Here is a 22,981-nt window from a genome sequence, read left to right on the forward strand (position 1 = left end):
GGCTTCTCACTTGCCCATCCGCAGGCCCTTGGTGGTGAAGCGCTGTGCACGGCCGCCCTCGCGCAGAGGTCGTCGCGTGCCGGCGGCCTTGCCGGTGCCGGGCGGCTGGTGTGCGGGCACGAGCTGATCGGGGCGCGAGCCGATCAGATCGGCACGGCCCATCTGCTTCAGCGCCTCGCGCAGCAGCGGCCAGTTGTCCGGGTCGTGATAGCGCAGGAACGCCTTGTGCAAGCGGCGTTGCCTGAGGCCCTTGATCGCCTCGACCTTGTCGCTCGCGCCGCGGCGCACGCCGCGCAGCGGATTGACGCCGGTGTGATACATCGCCGTCGCGGTCGCCATCGGCGAGGGCAGGAACGTCTGCACCTGATCGGCGCGGTAGCGGTTCTTCTTGAGCCAGAGCGCGAGGTTCATCATGTCCTCGTCGGTCGTGCCCGGATGCGCGGCGATGAAATACGGGATCAGATAGTATTTCTTGCCGGCCTGCTCGGCGGCAGCATCGAACATCTTCTTGAAGCGGTTGTAGGCGCCGATGCCCGGCTTCATCATCTTGTCGAGCGGGCCGCGCTCGGTGTGCTCGGGCGCGATCTTCAGGTAGCCGCCGACGTGATGGGTGACGAGCTCCTTGATGTATTCGGGGCTCTCCACCGCGAGATCGTAGCGCACGCCCGAGGCGACCATCACCCGCTTGACGCCCTTCACCTCGCGCACCTTGCGATACAGCCGGATCAGGTCGTCATGCGAGGTGTTGAGGTTCGGACAGATCTCGGGGAAGACGCAGGACGGCCGCCGGCACGCCGCCTCGATCTTCGGATCCTTGCAGGCCATCCGGTACATGTTGGCGGTCGGCCCGCCGATGTCGGAGATCACGCCGGTGAAGCCCGGCGTCTTGTCTCTGATACGCTCGATCTCGCGCAGGATCGAGCCCTCCGAGCGGTTCTGGATGATGCGGCCCTCGTGCTCGGTGATCGAGCAGAAGGTGCAGCCGCCGAAGCAGCCGCGCATGATCGTCACCGAGAAGCGGATCATCTCCCAGGCCGGAATCTTGGCGTCCTTGTAGGAGGGATGCGGCGCCCGCGCGTAGGGCAGGTCGTAGACAGAGTCCATCTCGGCCGTCGACAGCGGGATCGGCGGCGGATTCAGCCACAAATCGCGATCGCCGTGACGCTGCACGAGCGGCCGCGCATTGCCGGGATTGCTCTCCCGATGCAGCACGCGCGAGGCGCGGGCGTAGGCCTCGCGGTCCTGCTCGACCTGCTCGCAGGCCGGCAGGCGGATCACGATGTTGCCCGGCTGGCGCGATGCGCCCTCGTCGGCGGAGTCGAGATCGTCGGCATGCAGCTCGGCGTAATCCTCGGGCACGCGGCGGAACAGCGCGACGCCCCTGATCGAATCGAGATCGCGCGGCGCCTCGCCATTGGCGAGCCGGTGCGCCACCTCGACGACCGCACGTTCCGCGTTGCCGTAGAGCAGAAGGTCTGCCTTGGCGTCTGCCAGCAGCGAGCGGCGCACCTTGTCGGACCAATAGTCGTAATGCGCGATGCGGCGCAGCGACGCCTCGATGCCGCCGAGCACGATCGGCACGTCCTTGAACGCCTCGCGGCAGCGCTGGGCATAGACGATGGTGCAGCGGTCCGGCCGGCGGCCGCCCTCGCCGTTCGGCGTGTAGGCGTCATCGTGGCGCAACCGCCGGTCCGCCGTATAGCGGTTGACCATCGAATCCATGTTGCCGCCGGTGACGCCGAAGAACACGCGCGGCTTTCCCAGCGCCTTGAACGGTTCGGCCGACTGCCAGTCGGGTTGCGCGATGATGCCGACCCTGAAGCCCTGAGCCTCCAGCAACCTGCCGATGATCGCCATGCCGAAGCTCGGATGGTCGACATAGGCATCGCCCGTCACCAGCACGATATCGCATTGGTCCCAGCCGAGCGCCGTCATCTCGGCGCGGTTCATCGGCAGGAATGGCGCCGGCTCGTCGGGGCGCGCCAGGTGGCGCGGCCATGACGTCAGGGACATATCGGCGGTGGCAAGGGTGTTCATGGCGACCACGCATAAGACGCCGGCGTCGTGAATTCAACCAATCAGCGTGCCGCCTGGCCCGATCGCGTGTTGCGCTTCCCGACAGGTTCCGGGCCGGCCCAACGGGGCGGGGACGGCGACCGGCAAATCATGCCGATATCTCAATGGCATAAAAGATGATCGCCGGGCCTCCCGATCTGGCGACCGGATGAATGCGTGCGGGTTGCTTGAGGATGCAATCTCGATCGGATCCGTAGAACCTGCTCGGCATATCCGGCGACAAACACCCGGAGATCGCCATCAACGCGGTCCGGGAGAGCGAAATGATGTCGGACAGATCGGTCCTCGCCAGCATGGTCTGCACCGCCGTGATGCTCGGTGCGCTCGGCGCATCCGTGCACGCGCAGACGCCGTCGAGTTGCAAGGAGCCGAAGACCGGCACCAATCGCGTCCCGATATTCTCGCCACCGCTTGCCAATGTGGTGACGGGCAGCGGGCGGCTGCAGTTCTACTCGGCGCCGAATCTCCACTGTCCGATCAGCGGGGTGTTCGTGATTCCGAACGACGAGCTCGTCGCCTATGCGCAAACCAACGATGGCTGGTCGTCGGTGATGTACCTCAATCCGCGCGGCGGCGACGACGTCTCGGGTTGGGTGAGGTCGGCGAGATTGAAGGCGACCGGAACCGTCGGTCCAAAGCAGTAGCGGCGAACCGGGTCGCAGCGAATGCGGCTCCCATGGCGTGGCCGGCAGGCCACGACGCATGTCTCTTGCGGCGTCAGTGAATCGCCGCGTACATGATCTTCTCCTCGGTGGCTTCGACCGCGGAGAATTCCTCGACCACCTTGCCCTGGCGCGAAACCAGGATGCGGTCGGAGAGGGCCATGATCTCGGGCAGATAGGATGAGATCACCACCACCGCCTTGCCCTCGTCGGCAAGCTGGTTGATCAGCTCGTGGATCTCGACGATGGCGCCGACGTCGACGCCGCGTGTCGGCTCGTCGAAGATGATCAGCTCGGGCTCCTGCACCAGCGATTTGGCGATCACGACCTTCTGCTGGTTGCCGCCCGACAGCTCGACCACCTTGGCCTCGTCGCCGATGGCGCGAACCTTCAGTCGCTGGGTCCAGGTCTTGCCGATTGTGTTGGTCTCGCGCCGCGACAGCATCATCCGTCCTCCGGGAAACTTGGAGAGCAGGCCGAGATAGATGTTGCGGGCGATCGAGGAAGTCTCGAAGAAGCCTTCGACCTTGCGGTCCTCGGTGACATAGGCGATGCCGGCCTTGACCGCCGGCGCCGGAACCCGGTAGCGCACCGGCTTGTCGTGCAGCAGGATTTCGCCGCCGTGGAAGAAGTCGCGCTTCAACACGCCGGATACGATCTTGAAGGTTTCGGTGCGGCCCGCGCCGACCAGGCCGAACACGCCGGTGATCTGCCCGGCAAACACCGACAGCGAATTGTTCTTCACCATCGGCGCCATCTTGAGGTTCTGCACCGTGAGCACGCGCGCACCGGCCGGCCGGACGCTGGTCTTCCGCGCGCCATACAGCGTGTTGGAGAGGTCGCGTCCGACCATCGCCTGCACGATCGCGGCGCGATCGAACTTCGCCGCGTCGTCGGTGACGACATGCTTGCCGTCGCGCAGCACGGTGATCCGGTCCGCGAGCAGCAGGGCCTCTTCCAGCGCATGCGAGATGAAGACGATCGAGACGCCGCGTTTCTTGAGATCGCGAACCAGATCGAAGAAATACTTCTTCTCTTCCGGCGTCAGCGACGCGGTCGGCTCGTCGAAGATGATGACCTTGGCCTTGTGCAGGACCGCGCGCGCGATCTCCACCATCTGCTTCTTGGCGGCGCCGAGCCCGCTCACGGTCGCGGTCGGCGTCACGTCGAAATTCAGCGATTGCAGGAATTGCTGGGCGGCGATGTAGATGCCGCGCAGCCGGTTGTAGAATTTCTCCTGTCCGAGAAACAGATTCTGCGCCACGGTCATGGTCGGCACCAGGCTGTTCTCCTGGAACACCATGGCGATGCCGAGATTGCGGGCCTCGAGCGGCGTGCGCGGCGCGACGTCTGCGCCGTCGACCGTCATGCTGCCCGAGGTCAACGTCACGACGCCGGCCATCACCTTGGTCAGTGTCGACTTGCCGGCGCCGTTCTCGCCGACCAGCGCGTGGATCTCGCCGCGGCGGAGGTCGAAGTCGACGCCCTCGATGGCAGGCACGCCCGCGTAAAGCTTGGTGGCCTTGCGCAGGGACAGCACGGTGTCGTTCATGAGCCTGTCTCCTCGGCAAGCCCGGCGAGGGGCAGTTTCAGGACGCGGCCCGGTCCCTTGGCGATCAGCACAAGGTCGCTGCCCAGCTCGAGCGCGGCGACGACGCCGTGATTGACGCCGTCGACCCGGCTATGCAGCGAGTACAGCGGCTTGCCGTCTTCGCTCAGCCGGACGACGAGGCCATAGGAACGCGGCGGGGCCCACGGCTTGATGACGCCCATCGTCTTGATGTGCGCGCCCTGCATCGGCTCCTTGAACGAGAAGCCCGAGCGCAGCCGCGGCGCCACCCAATAGGCCGGATCGATCTCGGCCATCATGCGGCGCCGGTAGGCCGGCTCGCGCAGCACGAACTCGACCAGCTGGGTGCGCGCGGTGAACGCCGTCAGCCAGTAGCCGCCTCCTGCAGCCTTCGACAGCCGCGACGGATAGACCGGCAGGTGACCGAGCACGGTCTGCGGCGGTCGCCCATCGGCAACGAGGACGAGACGATGCCGCCAGCTCTCGCTGACCAGCACCCCGTCGCCGCGCGCGCAGGCGCCGAAGGCGTAGCCGAGTTTTGAGGCCAGCGGCTTTACCGACCTCGCCTTGGGGTCGAGCCGGAACACGCGGCCGTTCCGGTTGAGCTCCATCAGGTCGCGCGCCCAATCGTCGACGCCGCAGGTCGCCGAGCCATCGGTCGCGATCAGGGTGCCGTCGCCCGCTGGTGTCAATGCGTTGATCGCATTGAAGGCGGCGTCGCTGAACCTCACGCTCGGCTCGCCCGAGGTGGGATTGGCGTAGAGCCGTACCTCGCGGCCACCGAGCGCAACGGCGATGCCTCCGTCGGCGAGTGCACACAGCGCCGAAATCGGTTGCTCGAAGCTGCGCAACTCGGTCGCGACACTGCCGTCGAGCCGTAGCAGGCGCCGGCCGTCCGCGACATACAGGTTGCGGCCGTCGGTTGCGAGATCCTCGAGCGCCTCGCATTCCAGCAAGGTCGTCGCGGACTCCAGCTTTTGATTGGGCTTCAGCGCGCCGTCGAACGACGGCACGGTGATGGTGGCCTCGCCGCGGCCGAGAAAGCGGTTGGCGAATTCCCTGACGGCCGCGATCACGACAGCTTCCCCCAGCGCTTGTCATACTGCACGAAGTTCGGGTCGGCGTTCTCCAACTTGTAACGGCCGATCCGGTTGTTCATGATGCCGCCGAGATAGAGATAGCCGCGATGCTCCCGCATCGAGGTGATCATCGGATGGTTCTCGCCGCGCAGGTCCCAGAACGATTCGAGGATCTTGCCCTGCTCGTTGAACTTGACGACGCAGCCGGTGTTGATGTTCGGGAATAGCCACTCGTCGACCGGGACACGCTTGGCCATGCGGCGGCGGAAGCCGGGCATCTTCCAGGCGAGGTCGAGCGACGGACTGCGCATGCCGACCAATGCCAGCCAGTAATTGCCGTCTGAGGCGAGATTGATGTTATCAGGATAGCCCGGCAAATTGTCCATCACCACTTCGACCTGGCCCTTCTTCGGCCCCGCGAACCACAGCCGCTTGATCGAGCAGCCGAAGGTTTCGGCGAACAGGATCGACTGGCCGTCGCTGGCGACGCAGATGCCGTTGGGGAATTTGAGGCCGCGCAGCGCGGTATGGGTGGCGCCGGTCTTGGTGTCGTAGCAGATGATGCGGCCGTTGCCGCGGGCCTCGAGGCCGTCGATCGGCCATTCGTCCATCTCGTAGCGGACGGTGGCTTCCGAGAAGAAGATCAGGCCGTCGTCGGTGATGTCGAGGTCGTCGGCCAGCCGCAGACGGCTGTCGTCGTTCACCGAATGCATGCTGCGGTTGGTCTCGTCGGTCGCCTTCTCCACGGTGCCGTCGGGCGTGATGCGGTACAGACCCATGCCGCCGATGCAGACATAGAGATTGTCCTGCCGGTCGAACGCCATGCCGAGCGGCTGACCGCCGATATGGGCGAACACCTCCATCCGCTGATAGTCCGGCGCGAAGAAGCGCATGATATCGCCATGGCGCGAGCCGGCGTAGAGATTGTTGTTGCGATCGAGGATCACGTCCTCCGGCGCCTCGATGCGGCCGAGGCCGATCAATTCGACGTCGCGCAGCTTGTCGTTCTGCTCGAACGGGCCGCCCTGGCCGATCTCGGTGGCCGGAGGCGGCGGCAGCGCGTGATAGGTCGGCGCGACGTAGACCTTGCTGATGATGCGGGTGCGGTTCTTCTGCCAGCGGATGTCGACCATGGCGGCGATCAGCAGGATGCCTGCGAGCGCCATGCGGTTGATGCCACCGCGCGCATTGAGCGTGGTCAGGCCGTTGGTGATCAAGAGCACGATCAGCACTCCGACCAGCGATTTGGCGACCGAGCCCTTGCCGCCGCCGAGCGTGATGCCGCCGAGCACGGTCGCGGTCAGCACGATCACCTCGAGGCCGACGCCGATGTCGCCGCCGACGGTGCCGAGCCGTGCTGCAAAGAACAGCGCGGCGATGCTGGTCAGCACACCGCTTGCGACATAACAGAGCGCGATGGTGCGGCGAACCGGAATGCCGGAATTGTAGGCCGAGCGGCGCGAGCCGCCGATCGCGGTGATGTGCCAGCCCGGGCGCAGTCGCGTCATGAAGATATGGCCGAAGATCGCGATCGCGATATAGACCAGCGCGACGCTCGGAATGCCGAACACGTCGCCGCCGCCGATGAAATTCCACGAGGGGATGTCGGGAAAGGCCGCGGCGATCGAATTGGAGTAGCGCTGGATCAGCAGATCGAACGCCGAACGGTAGATGATTAGGGTGATCAGCGTGGTGATGAAGGCACGTAGCCGCAAGTATCCGATCAGGACGCCGTTGACCGCGCCGAGCAGTGCGCCGCAGGCGAGGGTGGCCACCACCACCGCAGGCACCGGCCAATTCAGCACGTCGAGCAGATAGAGCGCGCAGAAATCCGTCAGTGCGAAGATCGATCCGACCGACAGATCGATGCCGCCGACGATGACCACCAGGGCCATGCCGAGCCCGATGAAGCCGATCTCGCCGGCCTGCCGCGCGGTGTCGGCAAGGCTCGCCGGCGACAGGAAGTGGTCGATGGAGCGGCTGAGCGCGAAACCGACGATCAGGAGCAGGATCACCGGAATTGCGGTCTCGGTCCATCGCTTGGACAGGATCTCGCCGAGGAGATGATCCGGCCAGTAGCGGTAACGCAGGCTCGTCAAGGTGTCGCGCATCGGCATTCCAGCAAGGCGTTCGATTTTCTGAGAGATCGACGTCCCGGGCCAGATCGCCCGGGACATCAAGCGGGAATGGCCGGACTATTTCTTCAGGTCGCTGAGATTCCAGCACGCGGTCTGGCTGTCCGCGTTCTCCTTGGTGATCGGAATCAGGGTCGTGTATTCCGAACCCTTGATCGAGCCGGCCTTGGCGCCGGACGACAGCAGCCATTTGATCGTGCCGGCCATCTGCGCGGCCTGGGTCGGCAGTCGTAGCTCATGTTGAGGTCGAAGGCGCCGGACTTCACCAGCTCGCAGGCGCCCTTGCGCTCGCCACCGCCGGAGGTCGCGACGAACACCTTGCCGGTCAGGCCGGCTTCCTTCACCGCCGCGGCGGTGCCGATGTCCATGCCGTCCCAGAAGCCGACGATGCCGCAGAGATCAGGATTCTGCTTCAGCACCGTCTGGGTGATCGCCTTGGCTTTCGCGGCATCCCAGTCGGCTGCCTGGCTCGAGACCACCTTGATCTCGGGATGCTTGGCGAGCACGTTCTCGACGCCCTTGAGCGTGTAGGCGCTGGCAGCCGCCGAGAGTGCGCCCTGCACGATGGCGATCTTGTTGGACTTGCCCTGGCAGGCCTTGACCACCGCTTCAGTGTCCTTCTCGCCGATCTCGATCCAGTTGGCGCCGACAAAGGCCGAAGAGCGATAGGCCGATCCCATGTTGATCTGGATGACGTAGATGCCTTCGTTCTCGGCGCGTTGCAGCAGCTTGGCGTAGGTCTGCACGTCCGGATTGTGGATCACCATCACGGCCGGTTTCTCGGAGATCAGCGAGGTCACCGCCTGCGCGCCGGCATTGGTGTTCCAGTTGGGATCGCGGATCTCGAACTTCACGCCGAGAGGCTCGAGCTCCTTCTTCAGGCCGGCGTACCAGCCTTCGGTGAGGTCGAAATTCATGGCCACCGGAACGTAGGCCACCGTCTTGCCGGCGAGGGCCTCCTTGAACGGCTTCTGGAACGGCTCGTCGAGGCCCTGCTGGGCCAGAGCCGGGGCGGCGATGGCTGCAAGTCCGAATGCGGCGGCGATCACCTTGGCAGTCCTGACAGCGTACTTCATTGCTTCCTCCTTGGTCGTGTTGATCTTGTTGTGGTCTGGTTCAGATGTCGCCCTGCTGTGCCGTTTCTTCGTTGCGCGGATTCAGGAATGAATCCGTGATGACGGCGAGCAGCAGGACGACACCCTTGACGAGGTTTTGTCCGGCGTAGGAGATGTCCATGATGGTCATGCCGTTCAGCATAGTGCCGATCAGCAGCGTGCCGATGACGACGTTGAGCACGCCGCCGCGGCCGCCCGACAGGCCGATGCCGCCGAGCACGACGACGAGAATGACGTCGTAGATCAGGGTCGAATTGAAGATGCGGGTCGGCATCGAGTTGACGGAGGCCGCCATCACCAGGCCCGCGAAGCAGCCGATCAGCGCCGCGACGACATATTGCAACACGATGATCGGGCGCGAGGGGATGCCGGTGACGCGGGCCGCGTGGGGATTGTCGCCGATCGCGTAGATATAGGCGCCCCAGCGTGTCTGGCGCAGCAGGAAGGCGACCACCACGCAGGCGATCGCAAACATCACGATCGAGGTCGGGATGCCGAGGATGGTGCCCTGTCCGAGTCGCTCGAAGCCCTTCATGCCGTCGCTCCACTGCACGACGTCGAGCTGAAACAATGCGGCCTGCCCGAGCCCGGCGAGCAGCAGGCCGGTCGCCAGCGTCGCAAACAGCGAAGGCACCTCGGCGTAGGCAATCAGCCAGCCATTGACCAGGCCGAAGGCGATCGTGAGCAGCACGGCGGTCAGCAGCGAGGCGGGCAGCGAGTGGCCGTTCTGCACCATTTGCAGCACGAGCCCGGGAGGGACTGCCAGCGCTGCGATCAGCGAGATATCGATGCCGCGCCCGATCACGACGATCGCCATGGCAAGCCCGAGGATGCCGAGCACGGCGACGTTCTGCAGCAGCGTCAGCATGTTCTCCGGCGTCAGGAAGCCGTGCAGGAAAATCGAGAACGCCAGGAACAGCAAAGCAAATACGGCGAAGACGATCTCCTGTTGATTGAATCGCAATCGCTTCATTGCCTCGTCCTTCCCGCCCTTATGGGTGCGCCGTCTGTCTGGATCTCGCGCGGGAGCCGGCCACGACGGTTCTGGGCCGCGTCCTGCCCGCGACCGCGGCGTCGACGAAGGCGCCGACGGCGTTGATGTAGGTCTCGATCGAGGTGCCGCGTCTGCGGTACTTGGCGCGTTTGACGTACCAATCCTGCAGCAGCGGCTTGATCAGCGAGGCCGTCAGCGTGACCTGATCGATCGCGAACACCCCGCTGGCGACACCCTGCTTGAGGACGTCGGCGATGATCTTCTCGGTCATCACCTCCATCTCGATGGCGCGCTGGCGCTCCGCGGGCGGAAACGACTTCGCTTCCATGAAGGAGAACACGAACCAGGGCTGCATCGCCTCGCTCATGCGGACATGGGTTGCGATGATCCAGTGCAGATGCTCGCGCGCATCCTGCTTCACGCTGGCGGGCGGCGCAGTGAGGACCTCCGCCGCCGTCTCGGCGACCTCGCCGAGGATCATCGCCAGCAGCGTCGGTTTGCTGTCGAAGTAAGTATAGAGACCGCCCATGCTGAGGCCCGAGGCCTCCGCGAGCTGGCGCAGCGTGGTGGCATGAAAGCCGTGCTTGTTGGAAAGCGTGAGCGTCGCGCCGATGATGCGCGTGAGGTTCGGAACGGCGAGATGCGTTTTCTGGACCCGGATGGAATCCCTGTGACGTTCGAGGATACGCGTGCAAAGCACGTCCATCGCGAACGCATTCGTCCCCGGCCGCTGACGCGCGAGACCCACGTTGCCTCCCTGGCTATGTCCCCGGGCCGTTTCGTTTTGTTGCCGGTCCGGGCTGGGCTTGTCGCCCTTGATCAATTCCTAGCGCACGAAGCGGCGTTCGGAAAAGGGGGATGATCAATTTTTCTGAGAGAGCGCTCGCTCGTTTTTTGGCTCACTTCGGCTGCCGGCCTTGCGCTCGGAGCTTCCCGGGCCGGCGTCGGGAACTTTTTACGCTGAAAGGTCAGCACAAATTCCCGGCACTCTGGTCGATTGACAGGCCAGTTAGACGGCCGTCACATTCCAGATATAAAGAACGCAGGTTCGCTGGCCGGAAGGCAAACCCGCACAGACATGCTGGCCGAATTTCACCCACGGTCACTTTGGGCCGAAGCAAGGTTATGACGGCAGTTGGATCATATGGCGCGTGCGGCGGTGCTGCGGTCGGCGTTGACGCTCTGGGAGCCTCCGCAAGGTCGCGGTATCTGCTCGGGATTTGCGCGGCGCTGTTGATCGGCAGCATCTGCGCGGTTGCCGCGCAGCAGCGCGAGACCGTTGCCGCATCCACGTCGATCGAGTTCAACATTCCCGCACAGCAGCTTGCCGGCGCGCTACAGGCTTATGGCGAACGCACCGGCGTTCAGGTGCTTTACGAAAGCAATTCTGCAACCGGCCGGAAGTCGGCGCCGGTCGAAGGAACCCTCACGCCTGAGGAGGCATTGAACCTGCTTCTGAAGGGAACCGATCTGAAGGTCCAGTACATTCGCCCGGACGCCATCACGCTGGCTTCGCGCAGCGCGCGCGCCGACCGGCCGCCGGCGAGCCCGCTTCTGACCGCGGATCTGTCGCTGGGCACGCTGCAGGTGCGTGCGACCAATGACGGCAACGACGTCGGCGCGCTGCGCGACTACAGCGAGAGCCTGCAGCTCGACATTCAAAAGGCGCTGCAGAAGAATATCGGGTCCCGCGGCGGCAGCTATCAGCTCGTCGTCGATCTGTGGATCGATCCCTTACGCACGATTCAGCGAACCCAGCTGTTGCGGTCGACCGGCGATCAGCACCGCGATGCGGCGGTGACCGCAGCGCTGCAAGGACTGACCGTGAGCCGAACGACGCCCACGAATGCGTCGCAGCCGGTGCGGATCGCGATCCGGGTGAAATCGTTTCAATGAGTGGCAACGACACCAGTGGACTTGATGGCGGGCGCGGCGTCAGCCCGATGAGCCTGCTGTTTCATCCCGAGGATCCCGGCGCCTGGACCTCGGGTGAGGTCCTGCGCCTGCTCCTGGTGCCGGCCATCGCGACGCTGCTGTTCGTCGGAGGCATCTATTGGATCCGGCTGCAGCCGCCGGCTGGACCGGCAAGCCGGGAGCAGAGCTCGATCGTACAGGTTCGCCTGCTGCCGAGCCCGTCGCCCGCGCCCATTCCGGTTGCGCCGCTGTCGCAGCCGCAAACCGCGACCCTCGCCAGCCGGACCGACGTGTCGCCGGAGAGCTCCGATCCGTCCCTCGACAATCTGACCGTGGCCCCGGCGCGCGAGCCGATGCCGGCGGAACCGGCGGTGCCGGCTCTGCGTTCGACACCATCGGCGGCCGATGCGCCGCCCAGCAGTGCCGCAGCGAAGTTTCAGCAGACGCTGCTTCGTCATGTTGCGCGCTACCAGCGCTACCCGAACGCGGGGCGGCTCGGCCGGCTGCACGGGGCGGTCGAGACGCTGTTTTCCATGCAGCGGGACGGCACCCTGCTCGAGGTCTGGGTCAAGACCAGCTCCGGAGAGGCCGTGCTCGACAAGGCGGCCGTCGATGCGATCCGGCGCGCGCAGCCGCTGCCATCGATCCCGTCGGCTCTGCCCGACCGTCTCAACATCCAGATCACGCTGGTATTCGACCCGGCCTGATCCGACGCGCCGCCTTCGCCGAGCGCCAGTTCACTCTTTGGATGTGACCCGACGCATCAGCCTGCGTGTCGTTCGGTGTCGACTTGTTACCGTCATAAATGTGTTGTGGGCGGCCGTTACGAGATTGGCCAGCTTCAAGAACAATTCAATCTGGATATCGGGCTGGTGTCTGGGAGGCCGCGGAACGTGGCTGAAATCAATCGAGTGCGGCTGCGGGGCCAGCTGGCAGATAATTATGACGGCCTCGTCAAGAAACTGACCCGCCGTCTGGGATCGTCGGACTTCGCTTACGAAGCCCTGCACGAGACGTTCCTGCGGCTGGAGCGGGTCACTGACGCCGTGCCGATCCGCAGCCCTGCCGACTACATATTTCGTATCGCGATCAATATCGCGAGGGATCGTCAGAAGGCGCAGAATCTCCGCGTCAGCGCCACCGAGATCGATGCACTGCTCGACGTGAGCGATGATGGACCGAGCCCGGCGAGAATCGTCGAGGCGCGTTCCGATATTGACGCTTTCAAGCGGGCGTTGGCCGGATTGCCGGAGCGGCCGCGCGACGTACTTTACAGCATTACGATCGAGGGACGTTCGCCGCAGGATGTGGCGACCCGGCTCGGCGTCAGCGTGCGAACGGTGGAAAGCGATTTGAAGTTGGCCCTGAGCCATTGTGCTGATTGCCTCGACTATACTTTGATCCGACGTCTCGGCGGTCCTCGTCCCCGTTCGTGATCGAACTCGCCGCGGCCGCGACGTCGGCCGTCATGCGGCGGGCCATCGAAATTCATTGCGGACGACAATTTCCAGCAGCTGCAGGCGCTTGACCTTAAATCAAGGGTAACAGACTGCACCAATTTCAACCTCTGTTCTGCGGGATAGCGGGCTTTCAGTCGTCTATCGAATAGAGAGCGATCTCATAAGGACCGTTGGGGTGCCTGGGAAAGGTTCGCTGGAAGTGTTGAGCCGCTTGAAGACAGGTTCAGGTGCAATTGACCCGGCATGCGATCGCCGCGCTGCCTTCCGGCGCGCGATGCGGCGCAAGCCGCAATTGCTGGATGTTTCTGCTTGCGTTGTGCGCAACGGCCGATTGCGGTGCCCTGCTGCCGTCGGAATCGTCTATATAGCGACCTTCGCTATGTGCTCGACGCGATCAGGAGGTTGAGGTTTGGCGGGCAGGGTGATGAGCAATCCGTCGTGACCGAGCCGACCCGCACATCCGGGCCCGATCCGTTGTTGGATGAGGCGCTTGACTGGGTTGTCCGGCTGAAAGCCGGGTCACCGACGCGCGCCGATGTCGACGCGTTGCAGCGTTGGCGCGCGCAAAGCCCCGACCACGAAGAGGCGTTCAGGACGGCTGCAAGCCTGCTCCGCACCGCCAGCGCCGCGGCAAAGGAACTTGCCGAGGAAAAGGCTGCCGCGGCTTCCGTCGTAGCATTGCCGCCCCGGCCGTCTCGCGCTTTGACACGCCGCATCGTGCTCGGCGGCGCGATCGCCGCCGCGGCCGGCTATATGATGATCCGTCCACCACTCGAGATGTGGCCGTCGATCGACGAACTCTCGGCCGATTACCGGACCGGAAAGGGCGAACAGCGCAAGGTGATGCTGGCGCCCGATATTTCGGTTGAATTGAACACCCAGACCAGCCTTGCGCTGCGGCCGACGCCGAACGAAACCCGGGTCGAATTGATCTCGGGCGAGGCCTCCGTGGTCGCCCGAAGGTCGTCGCCGACGCCGCTGGTGATGCTGGCGCGCGACGGTCGCATCAGTGCGCTGCAGGCTGATTTCAACGCGCGGTGCATCGACGGCGTCGTTTCGGTGACGTGCCTCGACGGCATCGTCACCGTCGAACAGGACGGCCGCTCCGTGCAGCTTCGCAAGGCCGAACAGGTCACCTATTCGCGCGCCGGATTGCAGGCCTCGCTTCCGGTCGATGCCAAGCAGGTCGCTGCCTGGCAGACCGGATTGTTGATCTTCCGAGACCGGCCGCTGGCGAGTGTGGTGGACGAAGTGAACCGGTACCGCGCCGGAAAGATCATCATCACCAACGCGGAACTGAAGCTCCGGCTCGTCAACGGCACATTTCAGGTCGACAAGCTCGACAATTTCGTCGCCCAGGTCGAGCAACTGTTCGGCGCGCGGATCACATCGCTGCCGGGCGGCGTGGTGCTGATGAGCTGACCCGGAGCGTCTTCGCGAAGCGGATAATCAGTTCGTGTGAAGAAAACGCGTCAAACAAAGATCCGGAGATCCAGCTTCGTTCCGATTCAATCGGAACGAAAGAGGCTCCATTCGAACGAATCGGCGCCGCGTCGCTCGACTTCCTAACAAATCAAAAATTTATTCCGCGATGCCGCAGATTCTTTTGCGGGTTTGCACTCGCCCAGACGTCTTCTGAGTAAGGCGCCGTCATCGCGGTCTTCCTGTCGCGATGGCGCGCGTCTGCGCGAAGTAAAGTGGGACGTCTGTGCGTAGTCGAAGAGATCATTGGTTAATTGGGCATCGTTCGCGACGCCGGATCGGGTTGCGCGTGTCGGCTGCGGCACTCTCCGTGGTTGGCTCCGTGGTAGCCATTGTGCCGGCGCGCGCGGCGAAGGAAGCAGCGAAAGATACTGCTGCTGCGGCCGCAGCGCCCGCAGCAGGCAAGCAGCCGGCCGAGGCGAATGCGCCGGCGCAGAAGCCGTCGGCGCCGCTGCAGCGCTTCGACATCGACGACTTCGCGGTGCAAGGCGCCGAGAAGTTGCCGCAGGTCGAGATCGAGGAGGCGATCTATCCCTTCCTCGGTCCGAACAAGACCTCCGAGGACGTCGAGAAGGCGCGCGCCGCGCTGGAGAAGGCGTACCACGACAAAGGCTTTCAGACCGTCAGCGTCGCAGTCCCGCAGCAGAACGTCACGGGCGGTGTGGTCACGCTCAAGGTGAGCGAGCTGAAGGTCGGGCGGCTGCGGGTCAAGAACTCGCGCTATTTCGATCTCGACCGGATCAAGGACAGTGCGCCGTCGCTGAAGGAGGGCAGTGTTCCCAATTTCACCGATGTCACCAAGGACATCGTGTCGCTCAACCAGTGGCCCGATCGCCGTGTGACGCCGGCCCTGCGCGCCGGCGTGGCGCCAGGCACCGTCGACGTCGATCTCAATGTCGAGGACAAGGCGCCGCTCCACGCCAGCCTCGAAGTGAACAACCGGCAATCGCCGTCCACCACCGCGAGCCGCGTCTCCGCCACCGTGCACTACGACAATCTGTGGCAGCTCGGGCATTCGCTGAGCTTCACCTACCAGGTTGCGCCGGAACGGCCGAGCGATGCCGAGGTGTTCTCCGGCTCCTATATGGCGCGGATCCCGAACGCCGACTGGCTCAACCTGCTGTTCTACAGCGTCAAGTCGAACAGCAATGTCGCGACCATCGGCGGCACCAACGTAGTCGGCCCCGGCATGATCATCGGCGAGCGCGCTGTGATCACGCTGCCGACCCGCGAGGGCCTGTTCCACACGCTGTCGGTCGGCGTGGACTACAAGCATTTCGACCAGACCGTGAAGCTCGGCACCGACGGCTTCTCGTCACCGGTCACTTATTATCCCGTCGTCGCGACCTATGGCGCGACGTTCCAGCAAGAGAAGTTCACGACGCAGTTCAATGCCGGCGTCACCTATAATATCCGGACGCTGAGCAGCCCGTGGGACCAGTTCGACGCGAAGCGTTTCAAAGCTTCGCCGAGCTTCACCCACCTCAACCTCGACGTCTCGCATACCCAGGAGTTGCCCGAGGGCTTCCAGCTCTACGGCAAGGTGCAGGGGCAGATTGCCGACGGGCCGCTGGTCTCGAGCGAGCAGTTCAGCCTCGGCGGTCTCGATACCGTTCGCGGCTACCTCGAATCCGAGGTGCTCGGCGACAACGGCGCAGTCGCCAATTTCGAGCTGCGCACCCCCAATGTCGGCGGCATGCTGCAAGGCGAGCTCAAGAGCGAAACCGGCGACGGCAAGCCGCGCTTCGTCACCTTCAACGACTGGCGCTTCTTCACGTTCTTTGACGCCGGCTACGCGTCGATCCAGCAGCCGCTGGTCGATCAGCAGTCGTCATTCGTCGCATGGAGCTACGGCGTCGGCACCCGGTTCAAGACGTTCGAATATTTCAACGGCACGGTCGCGCTATCCGTGCCTGGGGTTGCTCAACAATACACGCACGCAAACAGTCCGCGCGTGAACTTCCGAATTTGGGGTGAATTCTGATGGGGATGGGTCTTACTCTCGAGCGACGCACGCGCCGACCGGCGCTGCGGCGAGGCATTGCGAACGCAGCGACGGCACTATTGTTCGGGCTCGTCGTCCTGGTGGGGTCGCTCGCACCGGCGAACGCGTGGTGGAACGACGAATGGTCGCTGCGCAAGAAGATCACGATCGATGCCAGCGCGTCCGGCGCCAACGTCACCGACCCGATCGGAACGACGCCCATGCTGGTCCGCCTGCATGTCGGGAATTTCCGCTTCAGCTCGGCAAAGGACGACGGCAGCGATCTGCGGTTCGTCGCGGGCGACGACAAGACGCCGCTGAAGCATCACATCGAGAAGTTCGATTCCCTGCTCGGCGAAGGCCTCGTCTGGGTTGCGGTGCCGAACCTTCCGCCGGGCGCGCGGACCGACATCTGGCTCTATTACGGCAACAAGAAAGCGCTCGCCACCAGCGATCCCAAGGGCACCTACGATCCGGATACCCTGACGGTCTATCACTTCAACGAGCGCGGCACGCCGGCGATCGATTCCTCGGTATGGGCCAACAACGCCCAGAGCGTCGGCCAGCCGGCGGACGGCTCGCTGATCGGGACCGGCTTGCGGCTCGACGGCCGTGCGCCGGTGACCGTGCCGGCCTCGCCGTCGCTTACTTGGGCGGATGGCGCGGCGCTGACCTGGTCGGCCTGGATCAAGCCGGCTGCGCTGCAGCCAAATGCTGCGCTGTTCAGCCGGCGTGACGGCGCCAACGGGCTGGTGATCGGTGTCGACAACGGCAGCCCGTTTGTCGAAGTCACCAATGCGGGCTCCGTGCAGCGCTCGACCGCCGGAGCACCGGTGGCGGCCAGCAGCTGGCATCATGTCGCCGTCGTTGCGGCAAACGGTCAGGTCACGCTCTATCTCGACGGCGTATCCTACGCCGCGCTCAGCGCGAGCCTGCCGGCTCTCAATACTGTTGGCCTGATCGGAGGGGACTCGTCGACCTCCAGCGCTTCTCCGATCGCGCCTGCGACGGCCCCGTCCGCAGCAACACCATCAGTGCCCCCTGATGCGTCGGCTGCGGACGGTGGAGCCGCGCCCGCGGCGACGCCGGAACCGGCGGCAACGCCGGCACCTGCGCCTGTCGCCGCCATGGCCGGCTTCGTCGGCGACATCGACGAATTGCAGATCAGCAAGGTCGCGCGCCCGGCCGGACTGATCAAGGTGATGGCGATCGGGCAGGGTCCCGACCAGGCCAAGCTGATGGCCTTCAGCGTCGACGAGGAGACCGCAAGCTGGCTGTCCGGCTACTTCGCGGTGATCCTGAAGTCGGTGACGCTCGACGGCTGGGTGGTGATCGGCATTCTCCTGATCATGGCTGCGATCAGCTGGGTGGTGATGTTCGACAGAGCCTCGTATCTGAGCAAGCAGGCCAAGGCGAACGCCCAGTTCATGAAGGGCTTCCGCGAGATCGCCGCCGATCTCACCATGCTGGATCGCGGCGATGCCGACGACATCTCGACGCTGGGCGGACGCCTCACCGAAGCCGACGCCAAGATGATGCGCTCGTCGTCGCTCTATCGCATCTATCACATCGGCGCCGCGGAAATCCGCCACCGCTTCGGGGCCAACAATTCGCAGCGTGCGCCGGTGCTGTCGGCGGTCTCGATCGCGGCGATCCGCGCGGCGCTCGATAGCGGCGTCGTCAAGGAGATGCAGCGGCTCAATCGCTTGATGGTGGTGCTCACGATCGCGATCTCGGGCGGACCGTTCCTCGGCCTGCTCGGCACCGTGGTCGGCGTCATGATCACCTTCGCGGCGATCGCGGCCAGCGGCGACGTCAACGTCAATGCGATCGCGCCCGGCATCGCCGCGGCACTGGTGGCAACCGTCGCCGGTCTCGGCGTCGCGATCCCGGCGCTGTTCGGCTACAATTACCTGATCTCGCGGATCAAGGACCTGACCAACGACATTCAGGTCTTCGTCGACGAGTTCGTGACCAAGATGGCGGAATTCTATTCCGCCGACCGGCCGGACCCGATCGAACATCGCATCGCCGCGGAGTAACGGCGATGCAGATCCAGGCCGATTCCAAACCCTATGACGACATCAACATCACGCCGATGTTGGACCTCGCCTACGTGCTGCTGGTGATCTTCATCATCATGACGACGGCGACTGTGCAGGGACAGAAGGTCAATCTGCCGAAGGCCTCGGCCGCGCCGAGCCTTGCGACCCAGACCACCAAGGCGATCACGGTCGCCAATGACGGCAAGATATTCCTCGACACCATCCCGGTGACGTTGGCCGAGCTCGAGCAGCGGCTGATCCAGCAAAAGGCCCTGACGCCGGAATTTCCCGTGGTGCTGCGCGGCGATGCGCAGGCGCAGTACCAGAGCGTGATGGACGTGTTCGACCTGCTCAGCCGCATCGGCCTGAGCCAGGTCGGGCTCGCCACCAAGCCGCTCGTGAAGTGAGCCAGCCGGGAAGCGCCGCCATGTTCACGCAGCCAACACCCTTTCCACTTGCCGAGCGCCGGACGCTGCGGTCGTGGCTGAGCGACGTGATGCGATCATTCGATCCCGGCTGCGATCCCGGCTGCGATGCCGAAGACCGCGGCCGTCCTGTGCCGGTGGAGACGGTATCGAGTCCGGCCGGCTCCGGGCCGTCCGGCCCGACGTTGCACGAACAAGCGGCCGGCGAGGTCCTGCCGTTTCCCATCCATGGCGAGGCACTGCTGGTCAAGCTCGCCGACGTGCTCCGGCGCCATGTCGCGGGCCGGGAGCTCGCAGAAAACCCGCTGCGGCTGACGATCTCGCGAAGCCCGTGGGCCCGGCTCTCGATCGATGCGGCAGCCTATGTGGATTATCTCAGCGAGATCGGGACGTTTCAGGCCGCGATCGAAGCCGGCCCCGACACCAAGGTCATCCTGAAGACCACGGATTTCGACGCACTCGCCAGCTTCGTCACGCAATACGTCAATGAGAGGCTCGCCGAGCGCGCCTCGACGGAGGCCGCGCCATGAACGCGCCGATGCGGGACCAGAGCGCGCAGGCCGCGCGTGCCACGCCGTCCGCTGAAGATCACGATGTTGCCGGGGCTCCCGCCACCGCCACGCCGGCACCTGCCCGCAAGCCGGCGGCCGGGAAGGGCGAGCGCAATGCGCTGCTGCGTTACGGCTCGGTGGTGGCGTTGGTCGCAGTGTTCCTTGGCGGCATCGTCTATTTCTTTCTCGGCCACGACGACCTGCCGCCGCCGCGTCAGGTGCGCGATCTCACCATCGTCAATGTGACGCTGCCGCCGCCGCCTCCACCTCCGCCGCCACAGCCGCAGCCCGAGCAGAAGATGATCGAGCAGCCCAAGATGGCGGAGCCCGAGTTCGAGGAAGAGAAGCCGGTCGACAAGCCGAAGGACGAGCCCGCCAAGGACGCCAAGAACGACGAGCCGCCCGGCCCGCTGTCGCTTGATGCCAAGCCGACGGGACCCGGCGATCTGTTCAATCTCGGCGGCAAGCCTGGTGGCAACCCGTATGGCGGAGGCGGCGGCGGTGGCAGCCGCTGGGGTTGGTACACCACGATCATCACCTCGCAGGTCGAGGCGGCGATCCGCGCCAATCCGAAGACGCGCAACATGGCCACGCAGATCCAGGTGCGGCTGTGGGTCGATGGCTCCGGTCACGTCACCCGCGTGGTCCTGACGCCGTCGTCGGGCAATCCGGAGATCGACGCGGCGCTGCGCAACGAGGTGATCGGCAGCCTCACGCTGCGCGAACCACCACCCAAGGACATGCCGATGCCGGTGGTCACGCGCGTGACTGCGCGACGGCCGAGCTGACGATACCAACCAAACGACCAACCTTTGAACTGAAATGTGCGAGTGAGAACTGGGGGACTGATGTTTAAGAAACGAGCTCACGCAGAATGGCGCGCGTTGCCGCTTGCGGTGTCGCTGAGCGCGCTCGCCTGCGCAACGCCGGCCGTGGGCCAGACTGCGGATCAGGCCGCCGACCAGGCGCCCGCCGCGGCGAAGCGGACCGATGCCAAGAAGCCGAAGGTGTCGAGCACCAAGCCGACATCGTCGAATGCCACCGTCAATCTCGTCAATCTGCTGGTGCAGCAGGGCGTGCTCAAGGAAGACCAGGCCCAGGCGCTGATCAAGCAGGCCGAGGACGAGGCCTATGTCTCCCGCCAGGCCGCCAAGGACGCCACGTCCAAGGCCGACGACGCCACCAAGGCCGCAACCGCTGCCGCGGCGGCGGCGCAGCCGCCCGGCACCAGGCACGTCACCTACGTTCCCGAAGTCGTCAAAAGACAGTTACGGGAAGAGATTAAGCAGGAGGTGATGGCCAAGGCGCAGAAAGAGAACTGGGCGTCGCCCGGAACTTACCCGGAGTGGGCGCAACGCATCCGCTTCTACGGCGATGCGCGCGTGCGCTATCAGGGCAACTATTTTCCGACTGGCAACGACCAGGCCGGCGCCGCCAACTTCAACGCCATCAACACCGGCTCGCCGTATGACGTTTCGCTGGCCTCGAACCCTTATTTCGGGCCGACTTATGATGCCACGCAAGACCGCAACCAGTTCCGGCTCCGCGGCCGGCTCGGCATGGAAGCGGACCTGCTCTACGGGTTCACGGCCGGCTTGCGCATCGCGACCGGCGAAAACAGCTCACCGGTGTCGACCAACCAGACGTTTGGTGCAAGCGGGGGCAACTTCTCGAAATACTCGCTCTGGCTGGATCGCGGTTACATCAACTGGCAGGGTTGGAACGGCGATCTGAGCCTGTCCGCTGGCCGTTTCGACAACCCGTTCTGGTCGCCGACCGATCTCGTCTGGTACAAGGAGCTCGGCTTCGATGGCGTCGCAGTTCAGGCCAAGCACGAGGTATGGGAAGGCTTCACGCCGTTCGCGGTGGCCGGCGCATTCCCGATCTACAACACCGATTTCAACGCCGGAATCAATCTGGGAGACCCGGTCACCGGGGCGCCGACCAAATTCGCGAGCCACGACAAGTGGATGTTCGGAGGCCAGGTCGGCTTCAATGCCCGCTTCAGCCCGGAATATGCGTTCCGCTTCGGCGTCGCCTACTACGACTTCGACAATGTGCAGGGCCAGCGCTCCGCTCCCTGCATCGTCGAGTCGTCAGTCGACGTCTGCAATACCGACATAACCCGGCCGTCCTTCGCGCAGAAGGGAAACACCTACTTCCCGCTGCGTAACATCATCGCCGATGCCCCCGGGATCGGCAACAACGGCGGCCAGAACTTTCAGTACCAGTATTTCGGACTGGTCAGCCAGTATCGCCCGGTGGTCGTCAGCGGACAGCTCGATCTCGGACATTTCCATCCGACCCACATCGTGCTCGACGGCGAGTACGTCAACAACACCGCGTTCAGTCGTTCTCTGATGAATGCGGCTGCGGCGACTTACGGCGTTCTGATGAACAACCGTGCGGCAAGCCAGGACGGCGGCAACACGCCCGGTCCGTTCAACGGCGGCAACCAGGGTTGGCTCGGTCGCGTCACTGTCGGCGACAGGGAGATCAAGCATCTCTGGGATTGGAACGTCCACGCCGGCTACAAATACCTGGAGTCGGATGCCACCATCGATGCCTTCGCAGATTCCGACTTCGGTCTCGGCGGCACCAACCTCAAGGGCTATTTCGTCGGCGGCAATATCGGTCTCGGCGACAATGTCTGGGCGACCTTGCGTTGGATGAGCGCCAACAGCATCGCCGGCAACCCCTATGCCGTCGACGTCCTGCAAGTCGACCTCAACGCGAAGTTCTGACCATGCGCATCGCACTCTTTGTCTTGATGATGGTGATCGGAGCATTGAGCTCCGGCACCGCATTCGCCCAGTCCGAGACCGATCGTCTGCGTGACGCCCTGCGCACCGCCACCGCGCAGACCCGCGCGCTGGAAGACCAGCGCACGGCGTTGCAGGCAAAAGTCGCCGACGCCGATCGCGAGAAGGCGACGGCCAAGAAGGAGGTCGACGACCTCAAGGCCCAGCTGAAGAAAGCCGACAAGGAACATCGCGAAGCCGTCGACGAGTTCAATCAACGGCTCGCCGAACGCGATGAGACGCTGGAGAAGTGGAAGTCCGCCTATGAGGAGGCGGCGACCGTTGCCCGCAGCAAGGACGCCGAGCGGGCCAAGTTCGAAGGTGAGGCGACCGCCTACAAGGCCAGCACCAAGAGCTGCCTCGCCAAGAACACCCTGCTGGTCAAGGCCGGCAAGGAGATGGTGCAGCGTTACAAGGACCTCACGATCGGCGAGATCGTGGTCTCGCGCGAGCCGATGATTCAGCAGCGGCGGGTCGAGATCCAGAATCAGCTGCAGGAAAGCACCGACAAGTTCCTCGATCAGAAGGTGAACCCATGACGACCGCCACTATCGTGAAGCTCCGGTCGATCGGCCTCGCCGCCGGAATGACCGCCGCCTTGGCGGCTTTCGTTGCGCCGATCGATGCGTCGGCGCAAGCGCAAGCCCAGGCTCCCGCGCCGCGGACGGTGCAGGCTCCCGTCAGGAAG

18 protein-coding genes and 1 pseudogene are annotated in these 22,981 nt (G+C 64.6%); 12 read left to right on the forward strand and 7 right to left on the reverse strand.

Annotation, left to right across the window (positions count from 1 at the left end; translation table 11 throughout):
• Positions 1–6: 6 nt before the first annotated feature.
• Complete coding sequence (locus tag H8A95_RS19755; protein ID WP_229184600.1) at positions 7–2,037, reverse strand: YgiQ family radical SAM protein; 2,031 nt, start codon at positions 2,035–2,037, stop codon at positions 7–9.
• Positions 2,038–2,342: 305 nt separating this feature from the next.
• On the opposite strand from H8A95_RS19755, the gene H8A95_RS19760 reads away from it, so the two are divergent.
• Positions 2,343–2,720: a hypothetical protein gene (locus tag H8A95_RS19760; RefSeq protein WP_229184601.1), complete on the forward strand. Its 378-nt coding sequence runs from the start codon at positions 2,343–2,345 to the stop codon at positions 2,718–2,720.
• 73 nt (positions 2,721–2,793) lie between these two features.
• On the opposite strand, the gene H8A95_RS19765 is transcribed toward H8A95_RS19760, so the two are convergent.
• From H8A95_RS19765 to H8A95_RS19790, 6 genes and pseudogenes are all read right to left on the reverse strand, one after another.
• Positions 2,794–4,290 (reverse strand): sugar ABC transporter ATP-binding protein, encoded by a 1,497-nt coding sequence (locus tag H8A95_RS19765; RefSeq protein WP_229184602.1) that lies wholly within the window; start codon positions 4,288–4,290, stop codon positions 2,794–2,796.
• On the reverse strand, positions 4,287–5,384 hold the full coding sequence (locus H8A95_RS19770) for an SMP-30/gluconolactonase/LRE family protein (RefSeq protein WP_229184603.1): 1,098 nt from the start codon (positions 5,382–5,384) through the stop codon (positions 4,287–4,289). Before H8A95_RS19770 ends, H8A95_RS19765 begins: the two co-directional genes overlap by 4 nt.
• Positions 5,381–7,504, reverse strand: coding sequence for an ABC transporter permease (locus tag H8A95_RS19775; protein WP_229184604.1), 2,124 nt, complete (start codon positions 7,502–7,504; stop codon positions 5,381–5,383). The genes H8A95_RS19770 and H8A95_RS19775 overlap by 4 nt, the downstream gene beginning before the upstream one ends.
• 78 nt (positions 7,505–7,582) lie before the next feature.
• Positions 7,583–8,598, reverse strand: a pseudogene (locus H8A95_RS19780) (sugar ABC transporter substrate-binding protein).
• 40 nt (positions 8,599–8,638) lie between these two features.
• Positions 8,639–9,610 (reverse strand): ABC transporter permease, encoded by a 972-nt coding sequence (locus H8A95_RS19785; protein ID WP_229184606.1) that lies wholly within the window; start codon positions 9,608–9,610, stop codon positions 8,639–8,641.
• A gap of 19 nt (positions 9,611–9,629) precedes the next feature.
• Positions 9,630–10,337: a TetR/AcrR family transcriptional regulator gene (locus tag H8A95_RS19790; RefSeq protein WP_229184617.1), complete on the reverse strand. Its 708-nt coding sequence runs from the start codon at positions 10,335–10,337 to the stop codon at positions 9,630–9,632.
• A gap of 419 nt (positions 10,338–10,756) precedes the next feature.
• Here H8A95_RS19790 and H8A95_RS19795 point away from each other — a divergent pair, with 419 nt between their 5' ends.
• The 11 genes from H8A95_RS19795 to H8A95_RS19845 all read left to right on the forward strand — a co-directional run bounded on the left by H8A95_RS19795 (position 10,757) and on the right by H8A95_RS19845 (position 22,832).
• The gene (locus tag H8A95_RS19795) at positions 10,757–11,527 is read left to right on the forward strand and encodes an STN domain-containing protein (protein ID WP_229184607.1); all 771 of its coding nucleotides are present in this window, start codon (positions 10,757–10,759) and stop codon (positions 11,525–11,527) included.
• Entirely contained in the window at positions 11,524–12,252 is a 729-nt protein-coding gene (locus H8A95_RS19800) for an energy transducer TonB family protein (RefSeq protein ID WP_229184608.1), read from the forward strand. The genes H8A95_RS19795 and H8A95_RS19800 overlap by 4 nt, the downstream gene beginning before the upstream one ends.
• A 105-nt stretch (positions 12,253–12,357) precedes the next feature.
• The gene (locus H8A95_RS19805; RefSeq protein ID WP_229184609.1) at positions 12,358–12,981 is read left to right on the forward strand and encodes an RNA polymerase sigma factor; all 624 of its coding nucleotides are present in this window, start codon (positions 12,358–12,360) and stop codon (positions 12,979–12,981) included.
• A gap of 462 nt (positions 12,982–13,443) precedes the next feature.
• Positions 13,444–14,427, forward strand: a complete 984-nt coding sequence (locus tag H8A95_RS19810) for a FecR family protein (protein WP_229184610.1) — start codon at positions 13,444–13,446, stop codon at positions 14,425–14,427.
• Between the two features lie 382 nt (positions 14,428–14,809).
• Positions 14,810–16,471 (forward strand): ShlB/FhaC/HecB family hemolysin secretion/activation protein, encoded by a 1,662-nt coding sequence (locus H8A95_RS19815; protein ID WP_229184611.1) that lies wholly within the window; start codon positions 14,810–14,812, stop codon positions 16,469–16,471.
• Complete coding sequence (locus H8A95_RS19820) at positions 16,471–18,513, forward strand: DUF2341 domain-containing protein (RefSeq protein WP_420839428.1); 2,043 nt, start codon at positions 16,471–16,473, stop codon at positions 18,511–18,513. The genes H8A95_RS19815 and H8A95_RS19820 overlap by 1 nt, the downstream gene beginning before the upstream one ends.
• A 5-nt stretch (positions 18,514–18,518) precedes the next feature.
• A complete protein-coding gene (locus tag H8A95_RS19825; protein ID WP_092122695.1) occupies positions 18,519–18,923 on the forward strand; it encodes an ExbD/TolR family protein in 405 nt (134 codons plus the stop codon).
• A 20-nt stretch (positions 18,924–18,943) separates the two neighbouring features.
• Positions 18,944–19,471: a hypothetical protein gene (locus H8A95_RS19830; RefSeq protein WP_229184613.1), complete on the forward strand. Its 528-nt coding sequence runs from the start codon at positions 18,944–18,946 to the stop codon at positions 19,469–19,471.
• Entirely contained in the window at positions 19,468–20,280 is an 813-nt protein-coding gene (locus H8A95_RS19835; protein WP_229184614.1) for a TonB C-terminal domain-containing protein, read from the forward strand. Before H8A95_RS19830 ends, H8A95_RS19835 begins: the two co-directional genes overlap by 4 nt.
• A gap of 60 nt (positions 20,281–20,340) precedes the next feature.
• Complete coding sequence (locus H8A95_RS19840) at positions 20,341–22,236, forward strand: putative porin (protein ID WP_229184615.1); 1,896 nt, start codon at positions 20,341–20,343, stop codon at positions 22,234–22,236.
• 2 nt (positions 22,237–22,238) lie between these two features.
• A complete protein-coding gene (locus H8A95_RS19845; RefSeq protein ID WP_229184616.1) occupies positions 22,239–22,832 on the forward strand; it encodes a coiled-coil domain-containing protein in 594 nt (197 codons plus the stop codon).
• Positions 22,833–22,981: the final 149 nt, after the last annotated feature.

Origin of the sequence: Bradyrhizobium oropedii, from assembly GCF_020889685.1 — a bacterium.
In the GTDB taxonomy this organism is placed as follows: Bacteria; Pseudomonadota; Alphaproteobacteria; order Rhizobiales; family Xanthobacteraceae; genus Bradyrhizobium; species Bradyrhizobium oropedii.

Coding starts and splice junctions, on each gene's coding strand:
- H8A95_RS19800 (WP_229184608.1), top strand. CDS start 11,524: ATGAGTGGCAACGACACCAGTGGACTTGATGGCGGGCGCGGCGTCAGC.
- H8A95_RS19795 (WP_229184607.1), top strand. CDS start 10,757: ATGACGGCAGTTGGATCATATGGCGCGTGCGGCGGTGCTGCGGTCGGC.
- H8A95_RS19820 (WP_420839428.1), top strand. CDS start 16,471: ATGGGGATGGGTCTTACTCTCGAGCGACGCACGCGCCGACCGGCGCTG.
- H8A95_RS19765 (WP_229184602.1), bottom strand. CDS start 4,290: ATGAACGACACCGTGCTGTCCCTGCGCAAGGCCACCAAGCTTTACGCG.
- H8A95_RS19790 (WP_229184617.1), bottom strand. CDS start 10,337: ATGGACGTGCTTTGCACGCGTATCCTCGAACGTCACAGGGATTCCATC.
- H8A95_RS19830 (WP_229184613.1), top strand. CDS start 18,944: ATGTTCACGCAGCCAACACCCTTTCCACTTGCCGAGCGCCGGACGCTG.
- H8A95_RS19835 (WP_229184614.1), top strand. CDS start 19,468: ATGAACGCGCCGATGCGGGACCAGAGCGCGCAGGCCGCGCGTGCCACG.
- H8A95_RS19845 (WP_229184616.1), top strand. CDS start 22,239: ATGCGCATCGCACTCTTTGTCTTGATGATGGTGATCGGAGCATTGAGC.
- H8A95_RS19825 (WP_092122695.1), top strand. CDS start 18,519: ATGCAGATCCAGGCCGATTCCAAACCCTATGACGACATCAACATCACG.
- H8A95_RS19785 (WP_229184606.1), bottom strand. CDS start 9,610: ATGAAGCGATTGCGATTCAATCAACAGGAGATCGTCTTCGCCGTATTT.
- H8A95_RS19840 (WP_229184615.1), top strand. CDS start 20,341: ATGTTTAAGAAACGAGCTCACGCAGAATGGCGCGCGTTGCCGCTTGCG.
- H8A95_RS19775 (WP_229184604.1), bottom strand. CDS start 7,504: ATGCCGATGCGCGACACCTTGACGAGCCTGCGTTACCGCTACTGGCCG.
- H8A95_RS19755 (WP_229184600.1), bottom strand. CDS start 2,037: ATGAACACCCTTGCCACCGCCGATATGTCCCTGACGTCATGGCCGCGC.
- H8A95_RS19760 (WP_229184601.1), top strand. CDS start 2,343: ATGTCGGACAGATCGGTCCTCGCCAGCATGGTCTGCACCGCCGTGATG.